This is a genomic window from Paenibacillus sp. fava2 (assembly GCF_058313675.1).
The window spans coordinates 1,116,025-1,130,098 of record NZ_CM177755.1 but is presented as its reverse complement, the minus strand read 5'-3'; the positions used below and the strand labels follow the sequence as shown (position 1 = coordinate 1,130,098).

The window sequence follows — 14,074 nt, the reverse complement described above, 5'->3', positions numbered from 1 at the left end:
CTCCCCTCATCCCGCTACAGCCGGGGATCAACCGGATCAGACTCCAGCGCAAGAGCAGCCAGCACACATTCATGCACACGCTCCAGCGGCTCCTTGCGGATGAACCGGTTTACGGATTCCACGCTGAGCGCGCATTCCATCAGAGCGTGGCGCTCTTTTTTGGAGGTCCGGCGCTGCTTGAGCCGTTTCAGGTTATCCGGCTGCAGATAGTCGATACCGTATATAATGTGCAGGTATTTCCGTCCCCGCACCTTGATGGCCGGCTGGACCATGTGCCTGCCGTTCTTCGTAATAAAGGTTTCCGGCTTGATGACGATGCCTTCATGGCCGTCCTCCGTCATGTCCTGCCACCATTTGATGACATCCGCCTCATCAGCCCCGCTGCGGATGACCCGGTACTCCGTCTCCATGAACAGCGGCGAAATTCCGGCCAGCAGACTGGTCTGCTCCATATGCCAGATATGGCTGTGGTCAAAAAAGCTCTGCCCGCTATGGGCCAGCACATGAAACGGGGCGATCCGGATGCCCTCAAGCCCGCTCACATCCCAGCAGTACTGCTGGAAGGCCTGGCGGAAGACCTGGACATTATGCAGCTTCGCTTCCATCTCCTGCACCCAGCCGGAGACATCGCGGCCCGCCGCTTCTGCCTGACGCAGCTTAACCAGCAGGTGCTCACGGTCCATTTTCGCCGCTTCTGCAACATGGGCATATTGGGTGGCAATCAGCTCCCGCGCCTTGAGGTTCCAGGGAATAATCTCCGCATCCAGCAGCAGCATTTCCGTATTGTATCTGGTAAAATAACCGGCCTGCACCAGATCGGCATTCAGCCGGGCCAGTACCTGCGCTTCCGTCTCCCGGTCAAAAAACGTCCGGCCTGTACGGCTATAAATAGTGCCCAGCGCCGGCCGCCCGATATAGGACACAGCCGCCTGCTCGTCGCGGAAGAGGAGCAGCACGGCACGGCTGCCCATATGCTTTTTCTCGGCGACCATCGTGGTAACGCCCTGCGAACGGAAATAGTCGAAAGCCTCCTGCGGATGCTCCAGGTAAGACTCATCTGCGGATACAGACGGAGTCGGACTCATGGTCGGCGGAATATACACCAGCTCCTCCAGCGGAACTGTATAGTGGGAGACAGTGTCGACCGCCGCCTTCACATAATCCCCGCGCACCGCGACCTCTCCGTATGCGTCGGTAAAGACAGAATAGCCATTTACCAGCTTGCCGAGGTTAGGCGGAGCAAACCGCCCGCGCTCCCAGCGGATCAGCGGGCTGTCCGGATCTTCCGCATAATCGCGGTGTGCCTTGACGCTGACAAATTCCTGCTCCGGGTAGCGGTAAGCCGTAAGTGCTCCGCCGAATACCGCCCCCTGGTCGATGTTGATCGTATTCTTCACCACTGCGGGATACGGACGCGGGTCATGGCCCCAGATAATCAGCTCGCCTGATTCATGTCCGGTATACCACTCTTTGCGTACCGGTGCTCCTGCAGCGTCCATCCCGTCAGTGTCACCGTAACGGCAGAAATCCTGAACACGCCGCGACTGCCTGCCGATATATTCATCACGGATGCCCGCATGGGTAATGACAAGCCGCCGCACCCCGTCCCGGCACATAACTAGATGGCTGGGGGCAGACAGAAGAAACTGCTTCAGCTCATCTTTTAAGGCTGCCGCAGCCTCAGCGCCGGACGTCTCGGCGAATAAGCGGAGCTCCTCGGCAATATTCTCGTCACCGTGACTCAAGGTGACATTGCGTCCGCTGAGGTACCGGGCGATCTTCCAGCCGTGGTTGCTGTCGGTCATCCGGGCAATCCCGGCATCAAAGTGCCGCTTCCAGAAGATCATCGTGTCCAGCGATCTCGGTCCGCGGCTCATGACATCACCGACCGAGACCAGCGTCCGGCCTTCAGGATGCCTGTACAGCCCGTCTTCACCGGCAGCATAGCCAAGCTCTCCGAGCAGCTCCAGCATTTCATCGTAGCAGCCGTGGATGTCGCCGATCACATCTATTCCGGCGCCGATATCAGCCAGCAGCGGATTGTCCCGGCGCACAAACTGCACAGCTTCAGGATCCTTAAGCATGTATGTAAAGTCAAAGCCCTCCTCGCGCAGCCCGCGCAGTGAGCGCTTGAACTGGCTGTACTGGCTTTTGACCCGCTGACGGCCGCGCGGCTGCTCCCGGGTCTTGTCCCGTGCAAGCAGTGTCTGCTCAGGCACATCCAGCACCCATGCCACGCAGGGCAAATCATGCTCCGCTGCAATATCAATATACTTGCGCCGGTATTCCGGCTGCAGATGCGTAGCGTCCACTACCGTCAGCTTACCCAGCCTGCTGCGCATGGACACCACTGTGTTCATCGCCTCGAAGGCCAGGCCGGAGAGCTTCTGATAATCGTTGTAAAGGATGTCTGCCTCCTCCCGCGGCCGCCCCTTCCAGTCCAGGTACTCGACATCACCAACAAGGGTACGGTAGGTATCCGAGGATACCATTTCCGTCTCCAGCAGCACGCCTTCCTCTACCAGTCTGCGGAGCAGAGTGGTTTTACCGCTGTTTGACGGCCCGACCAGCACGATAATGCCTCCGTGCGGAAACGGAATGGTCCGCTGTGCTTCATTTTTTTCCGTCATTGCAGGTGTTCTCCTCTCGTAAATACCGCCATCTGCGTCGGGTATCCATACTCCGCAGAACCTTCACCGATTCCTGTAATCTCAGCTGTATAAGGAAATGCTCCTGTCCAGCGGCTGCACCAGGCCGAGAAAGCTTCGCGCCCCCACTCAAACCGGTGGTCAGCATGCCGGATCTCCTCCTGCTCCATCCCGTAAACGGTGTTGTAATCCTTGTTCGGCGTTGTCACAATCAGGGTCTTGGGGGCATACTGGGCAAGAATAGTATCCATCACCCGGTCCAGCCGGTGTTCATCGATATGCTCAATAACCTCACACAGAATCATAACATCACTGCCCCGCAGTGACTCATCGAAATAGAATAGCGAGCCGGTCACGGGCTCGGGAACCACTGCCCCCGGTCTGCCCTCCAGCTTGGCGAAGCGCTCCATTGCCCGCAGCTGTGAAGCAGCCGACGGCTCTACCGCCCTAATCTCGCGGACGCCCGGCACACTGCTGAGCCTGGCCGACAGCTTGCCTTCCCCGGAGCCAAAGTCCACAATGCTGGCTTTGGCTGCCAGCTCCCCGACCGTCCGGGCAATCGCCTCATAGCGCAGATCGTTAAGCCGGACCTTCGGCGCTTCCTGATCTCCGGATGGTTCTGCAGAACCGCCGGGAGAGGCTCCTTCCAGTACGGGAATGTCCGCCGGTGCTCCGGTGCCGCCGCCGGCTTCCCGCAACTCTTTTGCCGCCATTTCCTCATATTGTCTGATCGCTCCGGCAAAACGCAGTGTGCGCTTCAGAATCAGTGCCCGCTGCGGATGCTGCTCCAGCCAGCCTGCGCCGTAACGCCGGATTTTATCCACTTCATCATCACTGATGTAATAATGCTTGTAGTCATCCAGGGCGGGGATCAGTACAAACAGCTGCTGCAATGCAGTCTGCAGTGTCTGCTTCCCTTTAAGCCGGATATACCTTGCCGAGCTGCGCGCTTTTAGCGCAAAGGTATATTCCGCATCGCCACGTTCCAGAGAAACCTCATAGCCGAGAGCACCAAACAGCTCTTCCACCGTGCGGTCCGGCAGATTGGATGCCACAGGCCCGAAGCTCAGCGCAAGCTCCAGCGGCTCCTTCACCCGGGGCACATAGGCTTCCTTCGGTTTGCCGTTCAGTGCCGTGCCAAGCGCCGCCCGGATGTAAGTACAGAACAGGCTGCTGGTCACAAATTCCCGGTCATTGATATATTGCGTAATATCATTGTGCGCCTGTGAGTCTCCCTTTACAAGCTCCACCGGATCAGGCGTCACATAAATAACGGCTTCGGTCACCTCTTCGGAAGAGGCGGTAAAAACAATGCGCACTCTTGCCTCTTTTTCAGTCCGGTCGTACAGGTTATTCGGATTTTTGGCCAGCAGATGGGACAGCATGCCTGCTCCCGCTCCCGTCGCCCTGATGATTAAATGCATCTCTAGTTCCCTCCATAAGCGTTGCCTGACGGCCTCCTGACCTCTTTTAATCCTGCAGTCCAGGAGCTTTCATTACCCCAAACCTCCGCCAGTGCGCTGTAAAATAGTACGTCCAGTTGTTCATCCGGTACTCCGTCAGCTGCTTCAAACAGGGAAGCCGACTCTTCAAAATGGGCAATTGACTGCTCCAGATAATTATTTATAACCTCAAGCCGGGGCTCTACATTCAGTTCGTCGCCGGACATTTTACGGATCAGCAGCTGATCTACCGTTTGCCGCAGCGGTGTTCCCCCGGGAATCAGCGTCTCTACGAGCACGGAGAATTCCAGCGGCGGAACCTCGTTATATTTCTCAATCCACGCACAGGCAAGCAGCGGCCGTAGCACATAAAAGTATTTCTTGATCTTGACCTCGCTGCCCTGAAGATAGCTGCGGTAGTTCCCCCGGGCCATGTTCAGATAATGATAAATGCAGGACTTCGGTGAAAAGCCGAGCGGCGAAAGCGCGCGGATGCTCTCGGCTACGGTGTAATTTTCCTCATACCGGATGCCGGACTGCAGCCATTCCAGCAGCGGCGGGTTGGATTTGCGGAACAGCAGCAGCGCTTTTTTCAAATCCCAGCCGTTAATGTCCAGCAGATTGTTGATCGGCCGTTCAATGACATCCCTTGGTTCAAAAATCGACAGATACGCTTCAGGCCGGCGCACGTACAGGAAGCGCACATCGTAGTCACTGTCCCTGGACGGAAACCCCCAGGCCCGGCTGCCTGATTCGCAGGCATACAGGATACGCACATCTTCTTCCGACTCGATCATGCGCAGCTGGCGTATAATCTCCAGCTTGATTTCAGACATTCTGTTCATGCTCCTTTCGACTCAAAAAATATACAAAAAAGGCCATGGACTCCGTCGTCCATGGCCTTACCCCATTCTGCAGCTGACTGCCGGTTACGTATCGCGGCTTCCGGTAAATACCGGTACCGTCAATAAATCACCTGCTGCCGAGACGGGTTATGATCCAGGGAGGCCAGAGAGATGGAATACATGTGCGGATTCTCGGAATGCATAAGATTTTCATAGCTATTATTGTTGTTGAACGCATTCTTGTAAGTATTCATCTGCCGCTGACCTCCTTTAACATTTTGTTTGGTGAATTGAATTTGAAAATATATGCTTTGCCTGAGTATTTTCCAACAGCATAATTCACAGGCCCAGTTTCTGTCAACCCGCCGGGCACCGGCAGGCCGGTGCCCGGCACACTGTAGAGGCTACGGAAGAACCGCCCTGATTGCCGGCGTCAGATCCTCTTCCCGCAGGGTTATGAAGTCCTCTCTGCCCTCATTATAGACCAGCTTCACCAGATAACCCCCGTCGGAGTTAGTATAATATCGTCCCCGGTCAAGGATATCCTTGACCGCTGCAGCATCATTAACTGAAACGGAGCGGTTCTCCTTGCGGGCCAGCTCCAGATGGCGTTCAAGATTATATCGGTCACTTCCGGTGAACCGGCTGGAATATTCGTTCGGAATTACTTCTGCCGACTTCACATCCCCCGGTGTCACACGGATTTTGTCGGCATAACCCAGCTGCTCAAGCCGCTCCGTCAGCTTACTGAAGGAATGCATCCACTCATAGCTTGAGAAGTAAGGATATCCTTCATCATCAGGCTTGCCTATAATCTGAATGGTTGCGTAAGAACGCTGCCGACCGGTCTGGTCATCATAGCTCATATTCATAATTTCCTGTTTCAATAATTCTTTCAGTTCATCAATTTCCTGCGGGTCCGAAATAATAAGTGCCTTGTTGTAATCACTGAAACGCAGGCCTTCTATTTCTTCATCCAGCTGATAAAGCCTGTACAATGTACGTTTATACCCGTCGCTCTCCATTACGGCCCGCAGCTCCGGTTCAAAACCGGCAACGGGAACCCGGTAGCTCCGGTTCAAAATCCGTCCGTTGTCCAGTTTATACATGAGATAAAAATCACGGTATTCCACATTCTGCGGATGTGGCCGCATGGTTGCCATTGCCTGATGCAGCCTGCGGACAGCTTCAACATAGTCCTTATCCCCGATGAAGGGGTCCTGTTTGTCTGCAAAAGGATATGCATTGTTCCAGTAGGCATCATAGGTGGAATAATTATCTGAAGCATATACACCCGCTATCTTATCCGCAGCCGGAACCCTGTTCTCATAGCCGGTGAGCCCGGATACCGGAATATACAGCACAAGTCCCAGCAGCGCTGCATATCCGGCAAACTCGAGCGCCGCCTTGCGGGTCAGAATCAGCCAGGTTTTGCGGATAATCATCTCTGCGGCAATATAGCCGATCAGTGCGCCGATCAGATGGCCGCCGATAATCCAGCCAAGCTGCTGGTACCGGAGATGAGCGAAGTAAGTACCCGATAACAGCATGGCACAGAGCATAATCCCCGCTTTGAACAGCGGGTTAAAGTAAGTAAAGGCAATCGCCTGGCCCGCTTTCTCCCCGTGCCGTCTACGGTACAGCAGGAAGGACAGCCCAAACAAAAGGACAGTCAATGCCGAATAGAACCAGAGATAGCCGGCGGTGAACGGATTGGTTTTGACATAGATCATATGCATCAGCGGAGACCAGACTTCACTCCGGCCCCTTAATCCGTACCATGCCGGGTAACCATACAGATACATGCTGAAATGTTCATTCACCAGCATCAGCAGCGCGGCAGGCAGAACCAGCAGAATGTAGATCACCACCCCCTGAAGCACGGATTGCCCGGTACAGATGCCGACAAACACACTGAACACAAACAGGAACAGCGTAAGGATCGTCAGCGTCAGGCACCATTGCCCCACGTCTGCCCAGGAGTAAATATACATGTTGCCGGCCATTGGCCGCACTATTGCGGTCACGGCAGCAGTCAGCCAGACCGGTCCGAGCACCAGAATCAGCCCGCTTGCCGTATGGGACACCAGCAGGTGTTCCCGGCGCAGCGGCAGGCTGTGCCACAGGTCGGATGGCGCTTTGGCCTGCAGATAACGGAACAGGAACAAGGCTGCCGCGACCGGCACCGTAACGGAGAACAGCATCTGAATCTCTCCGCCGATGAAGAACAGGTTGTCTATAGTCCTGCGCTCCGGGTTGGGGTCATTGTTTAAGAACAGCTGCAGCGGCAGCGCGAATAAAAGAACGAGCGAATAAATAATTCCGATCCAGCCATGCTGGCGCAGGTTCTGGCGGATGACACTGCTGTTAAAGAAGAATCGGCTGCGCATCATATCCGGCATCCCCCATTTCATAAATAAAGATTTCCTCCAGCGTCAGCGGCAGCAGGTCGAACACATAAGGCTCATACACATGAAAAGCCTGCGTGATCCGCTCACGGTCGCCTTTTACAATATACAGGCTGACGCTGCCCCGCTGTTCCTGGTGGAGAATCTGCAGCTTGGCGGCAAGCGCACCGGCGTGGCGCTGATCGCGGAAGGCCACCTGGATTTTATGCGTATCCGCCTTCAGGTCATCCAGCTCCTTCTCTACCAGCATCCGGCCGCCGTGCATGATACCGACATGGTCACACAGATCTTCGATCTCGCGCAGATTGTGGGAGGAGATCAGGACGGTCAGCCCCCGGTCGGCCACTTCCTGAAACAGCAGATTCTTGATCTGCCGGCGCATAACCGGATCAAGCCCGTCGATCGGCTCGTCCATGATCAGCACCTCCGGCGTACAGCTCAGAGCAAGCCACAGTGCCGCCTGGCGCTGCATCCCTTTGGAGAACCTGCTGAGCTTTCTCTTCCTGTCCAGCTTAAAAGCTGTCCCAAGCTCCCCGAACCGCTTCTCACTCCACGAAGGATAGATCGACCGGTAAAAAGCAGCCATGCTCTGCAATGTTGCCTGCGGAAAAAAATACGGGCTGTCCGGCATGAAAATAATCCTCCGCTTTACATCCGGAGCTTCAAAAACCGGCTCACCGCCAACCGTAACGGTCCCTTCGTCGGGCCGGTAAATCCCGGCCAGTGTTTTCAGGAGCGTGGTTTTGCCCGCGCCGTTTGATCCGAGCAGGCCGTAGATCGTCCCTTGCCGCACAGACAGCGAGAGGCTGTCGACGGCCTTTTCCCCTTGAAATATTTTGCTTACCCCGCGCATCTCAATCATGCTTCTCCCCCTCTCTCTGCTCCATAACCTGCCGGTACAATGCACTTACTTCGCTCTCGGTGAAACCGAGGTATACCGCCTCGGCCATCAGCCTCAGCAGCTGTCCGCGCAGCTCTGTCCGCTTACTCTCACTGCGCTCCTGGGCAAGCGGTGCTACGAAGCTCCCTTTTCCGGGCAGGGAATAAATAAAGCCTTCACGCTCCAGCTCCCGGTAAGACTTCTGTATCGTATTGGGATTGACTGTGAGCTGTGAGGACAATGTTCTTACCGATGGAAGCTGTTCATCCGCCTGCAGAATGCCGTGCATGATCATTTCTTTTACCTTATCAGTCAGCTGCTCGTAAATCGGCTTGCGGCTGCGGACATCCAGTTCGAACATAGGCGCCCTCCTTTACTAAGCTACAAATATGGAAAACTTAGGTGTATTAACTGTACTACTATTATTAATACAGTTAGTTGGAATTGTCAACGCAAAGAAACGGCCTGCCCGCTAGAATACACTTATTTCAACTTCGCAGTTCCGCCACTAGTAACGTTTATACGCAAGCAGCCCATGCACAGCAAAAAAGCCGGCAGACTAAGTCTGCCGGCCTCTTTTCACAAACATCATGTTTTCCGTTCCATAAACCTGCTGTTACCGCTCATCATTCCAGAAGTTCAGCGGCTTCAGATCTTTGGTGATTACAGCAAAGCTGTAGCCTTCCTTCTTGAAGGTCTCCAGCAGGCGCGGCAGCACCTTCAATGTTGCCTTCTGGTCATGCATCAGGATGACCGGATTAGTCTTGGATGACTGCAGCTTGTGCACCTGGTCCATAACCGATTTATAGATTTTATCGCTGTCTTCCTTGTATCTCCAGTCCTCCGAATCGACATTCCAGTCCCACAGGTGGTAGCCCTGGGCCAGCACCTTGTCCCTGAAGCTTTTGGTGAAGTAGGGCTTGCTTCCGTATGGCGGACGGATCAGCGTAGTTTCCGCCCCGCTGATTTTCTTCAGCACCGCGTTATCCGCCGTCATTTCAGCCAGCGCTGCCGCAGGCGAAGCATAAAATTTCTCCTTACGGTGGGTCATGCCGTGCAGCCCAAGTCCGCCCCCTGCCTTCACAATCCGCTTCACCTGGGCGGGATAACGGTTCATGTTCGGGCCAAGCATAAAGAATGTTGCCTGGACTTCGTACTTATCCAGTATATCCAGCAGCTGTGCCGTGGTCGCCGACGGCCCGTCATCAAAGGTCAGATATAGGGTCCGCCCTTTAACGTCCCCTTCTCCGGAAGGTTTAGCCGGACTTACAGCCTGCGGCTTCAGTTCGTCCGCATACTGCTTCACAAAAGCCTCATCGCTCATGGCCGCCGACCCGTCGCGGACTCTCAGTAAATATTTATCTCCCTGAAAGGTTATGCTATACCCGAGGTATCCGCTGAGCTTCACCGGTACCATCAGATTCCCGTTCTGCAAGAAGCTGTCCATCGGCACAACTGTACCGTCCTGCAGCTTTAAGCCGCCGTTATTCTTGAGCAAAAGTACGGATTTGCCGCCCGCAGCAACCGCAATTCCGTCAGTCAGCCCGGTAATCGTCCACTTCAGCTCTGCAGATACAGCCCGCAGGGGGACATAATAGCTGCCCTTAACCGGCACAGCTTCAATTCCGGTCAGCTTGTCATTCACACCCAGCTTCAGGCTCGGGCCCGCACCGGCTGCACTTGCTGCAGTCTGCAGCACACCAAAAGTTACAAATAAGGACATAAGAACAAGCATTACTTTTTTAAACACAAGCAAGAGCTCCAATCTATGTATATTTGCCTCTAACTCTACCATACATAGATATAACGTAATTTGAGAGATTGTAACCGGGTGCCTAAAATATTGTTACTTTTTCACGCTGTGACAAATCACACAATAGCACTTTACGCCAATAGGAGTGCAACTTTCGTCGAATACTGTCAGACCAACAAATAAAGCGGTTAATTTCTGTGAATTTCACACATTATAATTGTGACGAAATTAGCAACAATACGGTAATTTTGAACAAAGTTTGAACAACCTTAAATTTAGCTTAAAGCCCGCCGCTACAGTGATCTTTGTCATACATAACTGTACTTGTAACAAATTGATCACACATCTTTAACTTTATCGCCATTTTTGAGGACGATTATAGATATTTTTACAAATTATGTATTTTGCAATCCGGGTAAGTAATTCTTACTATATATACAGGTTATTAATTCGCCCGCCAGCAACGAACGGCTAATGAAAAGAATTATTGAAGGAAGGAGTTCTATATGAAAAAAAAGGGACCGTTATACGCTTTGTTTCTCAGCCTGCTCTTTATTCTTCCGGGATGCAGTTCGTTAACCGTACTGAATCCTAAGGGCCCGGCTGCACGGACGCTGTCTGACACCATTATCCTCTCCATTGCGGTGATGGCCTTTGTCCTGGCAGTTGTCTACATCTTATATATCTTCGTCCTGGTGAAATACCGGGCAAAGAAGAGCAATGAAGGCTACATTCCTGAACATGAGGAGGGCAATAAGGTTCTTGAAGCGATCTGGATTATTATCCCGATCATCATCGTGGCCTTCCTGTCGGTTGTGACTGTAAAGTCCACCCATGCCGTAGAGAATGTGGCGAATGAGTATAAGGACCAGAAGCCGCTAGTCATCTATGCCTCCTCCTCCAACTGGAAATGGCATTTCAGCTATCCTGAGGAAGGCATCGAAACAGTAAACTATGTGAACATCCCGGTTCACCGTGCAGTTGAGTTCAGACTGTATTCCTTCGGAACGATCACCAGTTTCTGGGTTCCGCAGCTGGCCGGACAGAAATACGCAATGAGCGACATGCTCACCTATCTGAACCTCTCTGGTGATACCGTAGGCTCTTATATCGGAAAGAACTCGAATTTCAGCGGTAAAGGCTTTGCCCACATGGAATTTGAAACGCTGGTTATGACTGACGCGGATTATCAGGATTGGATTAAGGAAGTGAAGGAGACTGCTCCTGCGCTGACAGAAGACGAATTCAAGGGCCTTCTGGCCGCCGAGCATCTCGGACGCAAGACTTATTCTTCTACCCATCTGGAATTCAGTCCGCCTCCTGGCGATCACAGCGAGCATATGAGCGGTGACGGCATGGAAATGGATATGCAAAACGGCGGCGAAGAGCATGAGGACAACAAGGAAATTCATCCTTCCCCGGCACCTTCAAGTGAGACTGAATTCAAACTGGACCCGAATCCGGAGCTCTTTGAGCCACTGCCGACTTCCGCTGTCCAGGAAAATTCTCAACGATAAAGATTAGATCCGCAACAGCAACAACCTGAAAGGAGCCACCCTAATGGATTTAGAAAAATTTAAGGTTCACGGCGGAGCCTTAATATATGGAGCCATGGCCAGCATCGTCCTTGCTACCATTGCGATTATTATCGGGCTGACCTACTTTAAGAAGTGGGGCTATCTGTGGCGCGAATGGCTGACTACCGTGGACCACAAAAAAATCGGGGTTATGTATATCCTGGCTGCCCTCCTGATGCTCTTCCGCGGCGGCGTGGACGCCATGATGATGCGTCTGCAGACTGCAGCACCTGAAATGAAGTTCCTTGATGCACAGCACTATAATGAGGTCTTTACCACTCACGGTCTGATCATGATCCTCTTTATGGCCATGCCGTTTATCATCGGTCTGATGAATGTCATCATTCCGCTGCAGATCGGCGCAAGAGACGTTGCTTTCCCGCGTCTCAACGCCGTCAGCTTCTGGCTCTTCTTTTTCGGGGCCATGCTGCTTAACATCTCCTTCGTCATCGGCGGTTCCCCGGATGCAGGCTGGTCCGCTTACTTCCCGCTGGCGAGTCTGGAATTCAGCCCGACTGTAGGGAACAACTACTACTCTCTGGCGCTGCAGATTTCAGGTATCGGTACGCTCATTACAGGGGTTAACTTCATTGTTACCATCCTCAAAATGCGCGCTCCGGGCATGACACTGATGAAGATGCCGATGTTCACCTGGTCTGTTCTGATTACCAACATCATTATCGTCTTCGCTTTCCCTGTGCTTACCGTAGCACTGGCACTGATGATGTTCGACCGCCTGTTCGGCTCGCAGTTCTTCACGATGGCCAACGGCGGGATGGATATGCTCTGGGCCAACCTGTTCTGGGTATGGGGACATCCTGAAGTATATATCGTTATTTTGCCGGCCTTCGGTATTTATAGTGAGATTATCGCCACCTTCTCTAAAAAGAACCTGTACGGATATACCTCCATGGTATTCAGTATGGTTATCATCTCCCTCCTGTCCTTCCTGGTATGGGCGCACCATTTCTACACCATGGGTCAGGGCGTAATGGTCAACAGCTTCTTCTCCATCACTACAATGGCGATTGCTGTACCGACAGGGGTCAAAATATTCAACTGGCTGTTCACCCTGCGTAAGGGCCGGATAACCTTTACTACACCGATGCTGTACACGCTGGCCTTTATTCCGATCTTTACCATCGGCGGTGTTACCGGCGTCATGCTGGCGATGGCCAGTGCCGATTACCAGTACCATAACACGATGTTCCTGGTAGCGCATTTCCACTACGTTCTGATTCCGGGCGCTGTGTTCGCCGTTATTGCCGGGTTCCACTACTGGTTCCCGAAAGTATTCGGCTTCCGTCTGAACGAACGTCTCGGCAAGCACGCTTTCTGGTGGATCATCATTTCCTTTAACGTAACCTTCTTCCCGCTGTTCTTCCTCGGTCTGATGGGGATGACACGCCGCATGTACACCTATTCGGAAGAGACCGGCTTCGGTCCGCTGAATATGCTGTCGTTCGCCGGAGCGGTAGGTCTGGCTATCGGTTTCGTTCTGCTGGTGTACAACATCTACTGGAGTACCCGCTATATGCCGAGAGACACAACAAGCGATCCTTGGGATGGACGTACCCTGGAATGGGCTACACCAAGTCCGATCCCTGCCTACAACTTCGCTATTGTGCCTAAGGTTAACTCCCTGGATCCGTTCTGGGAAGCCAAGCAGAAAAAAGTATCGCTGTTTGAAGATAAAATCACCAAGATTCACCTGCCTAACAACACTGGGAAGCCGTTTATCCTGGGTGTAATCTTCTTCTTCCTGGGCTTCTTCCTTGTATTCAGCATGTGGATTCCTGCTATTGTTGCCGGAGTCGGTGTTATCGTTATGCTGGCTGCAATGTCCTTTGACCAGGATCATGGCTTCTATGTAAGTGCAGAAGAAGTTATTGCTACTGAAAAGAAACTGCGGGGTGAGACTGTATGAAAATAGATGCGTCGAAGCCGCTGGAATATTCAACGGAAGAAAACAGTAACAAAATCTTCGGCTTCTGGGTTTTCCTTGGAGCTGAAATTCCGCTCTTTGCTACATTGTTCACTGTATACTTCGTTATGGTTAACCGTTTTGCCGACGGACCAAGCGGCCCTGAAATTTTTGAAATCGGCCCCTTGCTGATATCCACCTTCCTGCTCCTGACGAGCTCGTTCACGATCGGCCTTGCCGTGCACGCCATGCGCCTCGGCTACAAGAAGGCTATGATGTTCTTCATGGGGATTACACTGCTGATGGGTCTGGGCTTCATCGGCGTTGAAATCGAGGAGTTCCTCACCTACGTTCATGAAGGAGCAACCCTGCAGACCAGCGGCTTCCTGTCCAGTCTGTTCGTATTGCTCGGAACTCACGGTGCCCACGTCAGCTTCGGCTTCCTGTGGGGAGTAGGGATTATGATTCAGTTGTGGCGCCGGGGGATCACACCCGCTACCGCCAACAAGACTTTTATCTTCTCACTGTTCTGGCATTTCTTAGACGTAGTCTGGATCTTCATCTTCAGCTTCGTCTATCTGAAAGGAATGATGTGAT

Annotated in this window: 11 protein-coding genes; 3 read left to right on the top strand and 8 right to left on the bottom strand. The window is 53.0% G+C overall.

Annotated features, from left to right (window positions below; translation table 11 throughout):
* Positions 1-14: 14 nt before the first annotated feature.
* The 8 genes from AC4G46_RS04905 to AC4G46_RS04870 form a co-directional block, all read right to left on the bottom strand.
* Positions 15-2,630 (bottom strand): polynucleotide kinase-phosphatase, encoded by a 2,616-nt coding sequence (locus tag AC4G46_RS04905; protein WP_491126938.1) that lies wholly within the window; start codon positions 2,628-2,630, stop codon positions 15-17.
* Entirely contained in the window at positions 2,627-4,072 is a 1,446-nt protein-coding gene (locus tag AC4G46_RS04900) for a 3' terminal RNA ribose 2'-O-methyltransferase Hen1 (protein ID WP_491126937.1), read from the bottom strand. The genes AC4G46_RS04905 and AC4G46_RS04900 overlap by 4 nt, the downstream gene beginning before the upstream one ends.
* A gap of 2 nt (positions 4,073-4,074) precedes the next feature.
* Complete coding sequence (locus AC4G46_RS04895; protein ID WP_491126936.1) at positions 4,075-4,926, bottom strand: nucleotidyltransferase domain-containing protein; 852 nt, start codon at positions 4,924-4,926, stop codon at positions 4,075-4,077.
* A 128-nt stretch (positions 4,927-5,054) separates the two neighbouring features.
* Positions 5,055-5,189, bottom strand: coding sequence for a hypothetical protein (locus tag AC4G46_RS04890; RefSeq protein WP_491126935.1), 135 nt, complete (start codon positions 5,187-5,189; stop codon positions 5,055-5,057).
* Between the two features lie 150 nt (positions 5,190-5,339).
* Positions 5,340-7,349: a DUF6449 domain-containing protein gene (locus AC4G46_RS04885; RefSeq protein ID WP_491126934.1), complete on the bottom strand. Its 2,010-nt coding sequence runs from the start codon at positions 7,347-7,349 to the stop codon at positions 5,340-5,342.
* A complete protein-coding gene (locus AC4G46_RS04880; RefSeq protein WP_491126933.1) occupies positions 7,303-8,205 on the bottom strand; it encodes an ABC transporter ATP-binding protein in 903 nt (300 codons plus the stop codon). Before AC4G46_RS04880 ends, AC4G46_RS04885 begins: the two co-directional genes overlap by 47 nt.
* Entirely contained in the window at positions 8,198-8,584 is a 387-nt protein-coding gene (locus AC4G46_RS04875) for a GntR family transcriptional regulator (protein WP_491126932.1), read from the bottom strand. Before AC4G46_RS04875 ends, AC4G46_RS04880 begins: the two co-directional genes overlap by 8 nt.
* A gap of 255 nt (positions 8,585-8,839) precedes the next feature.
* Positions 8,840-9,946 carry a polysaccharide deacetylase family protein gene (locus AC4G46_RS04870; protein ID WP_491126931.1) on the bottom strand — a complete coding sequence of 369 codons (1,107 nt, stop codon included), beginning with the start codon at positions 9,944-9,946 and terminating at the stop codon, positions 8,840-8,842.
* A gap of 536 nt (positions 9,947-10,482) precedes the next feature.
* On the opposite strand from AC4G46_RS04870, the gene qoxA reads away from it, so the two are divergent.
* Genes qoxA through qoxC form a run of 3 tightly spaced genes read left to right on the top strand, consistent with a single transcriptional unit; the run spans position 10,483 to position 14,073 of the window.
* Positions 10,483-11,493 (top strand): cytochrome aa3 quinol oxidase subunit II, encoded by a 1,011-nt coding sequence (qoxA, locus tag AC4G46_RS04865; RefSeq protein ID WP_491126930.1) that lies wholly within the window; start codon positions 10,483-10,485, stop codon positions 11,491-11,493.
* A gap of 43 nt (positions 11,494-11,536) precedes the next feature.
* Positions 11,537-13,480, top strand: a complete 1,944-nt coding sequence (gene qoxB, locus AC4G46_RS04860; RefSeq protein WP_491126929.1) for a cytochrome aa3 quinol oxidase subunit I — start codon at positions 11,537-11,539, stop codon at positions 13,478-13,480.
* On the top strand, positions 13,477-14,073 hold the full coding sequence (qoxC, locus tag AC4G46_RS04855) for a cytochrome aa3 quinol oxidase subunit III (protein ID WP_491126928.1): 597 nt from the start codon (positions 13,477-13,479) through the stop codon (positions 14,071-14,073). Before qoxB ends, qoxC begins: the two co-directional genes overlap by 4 nt.
* Position 14,074 lies beyond the last annotated feature (1 nt).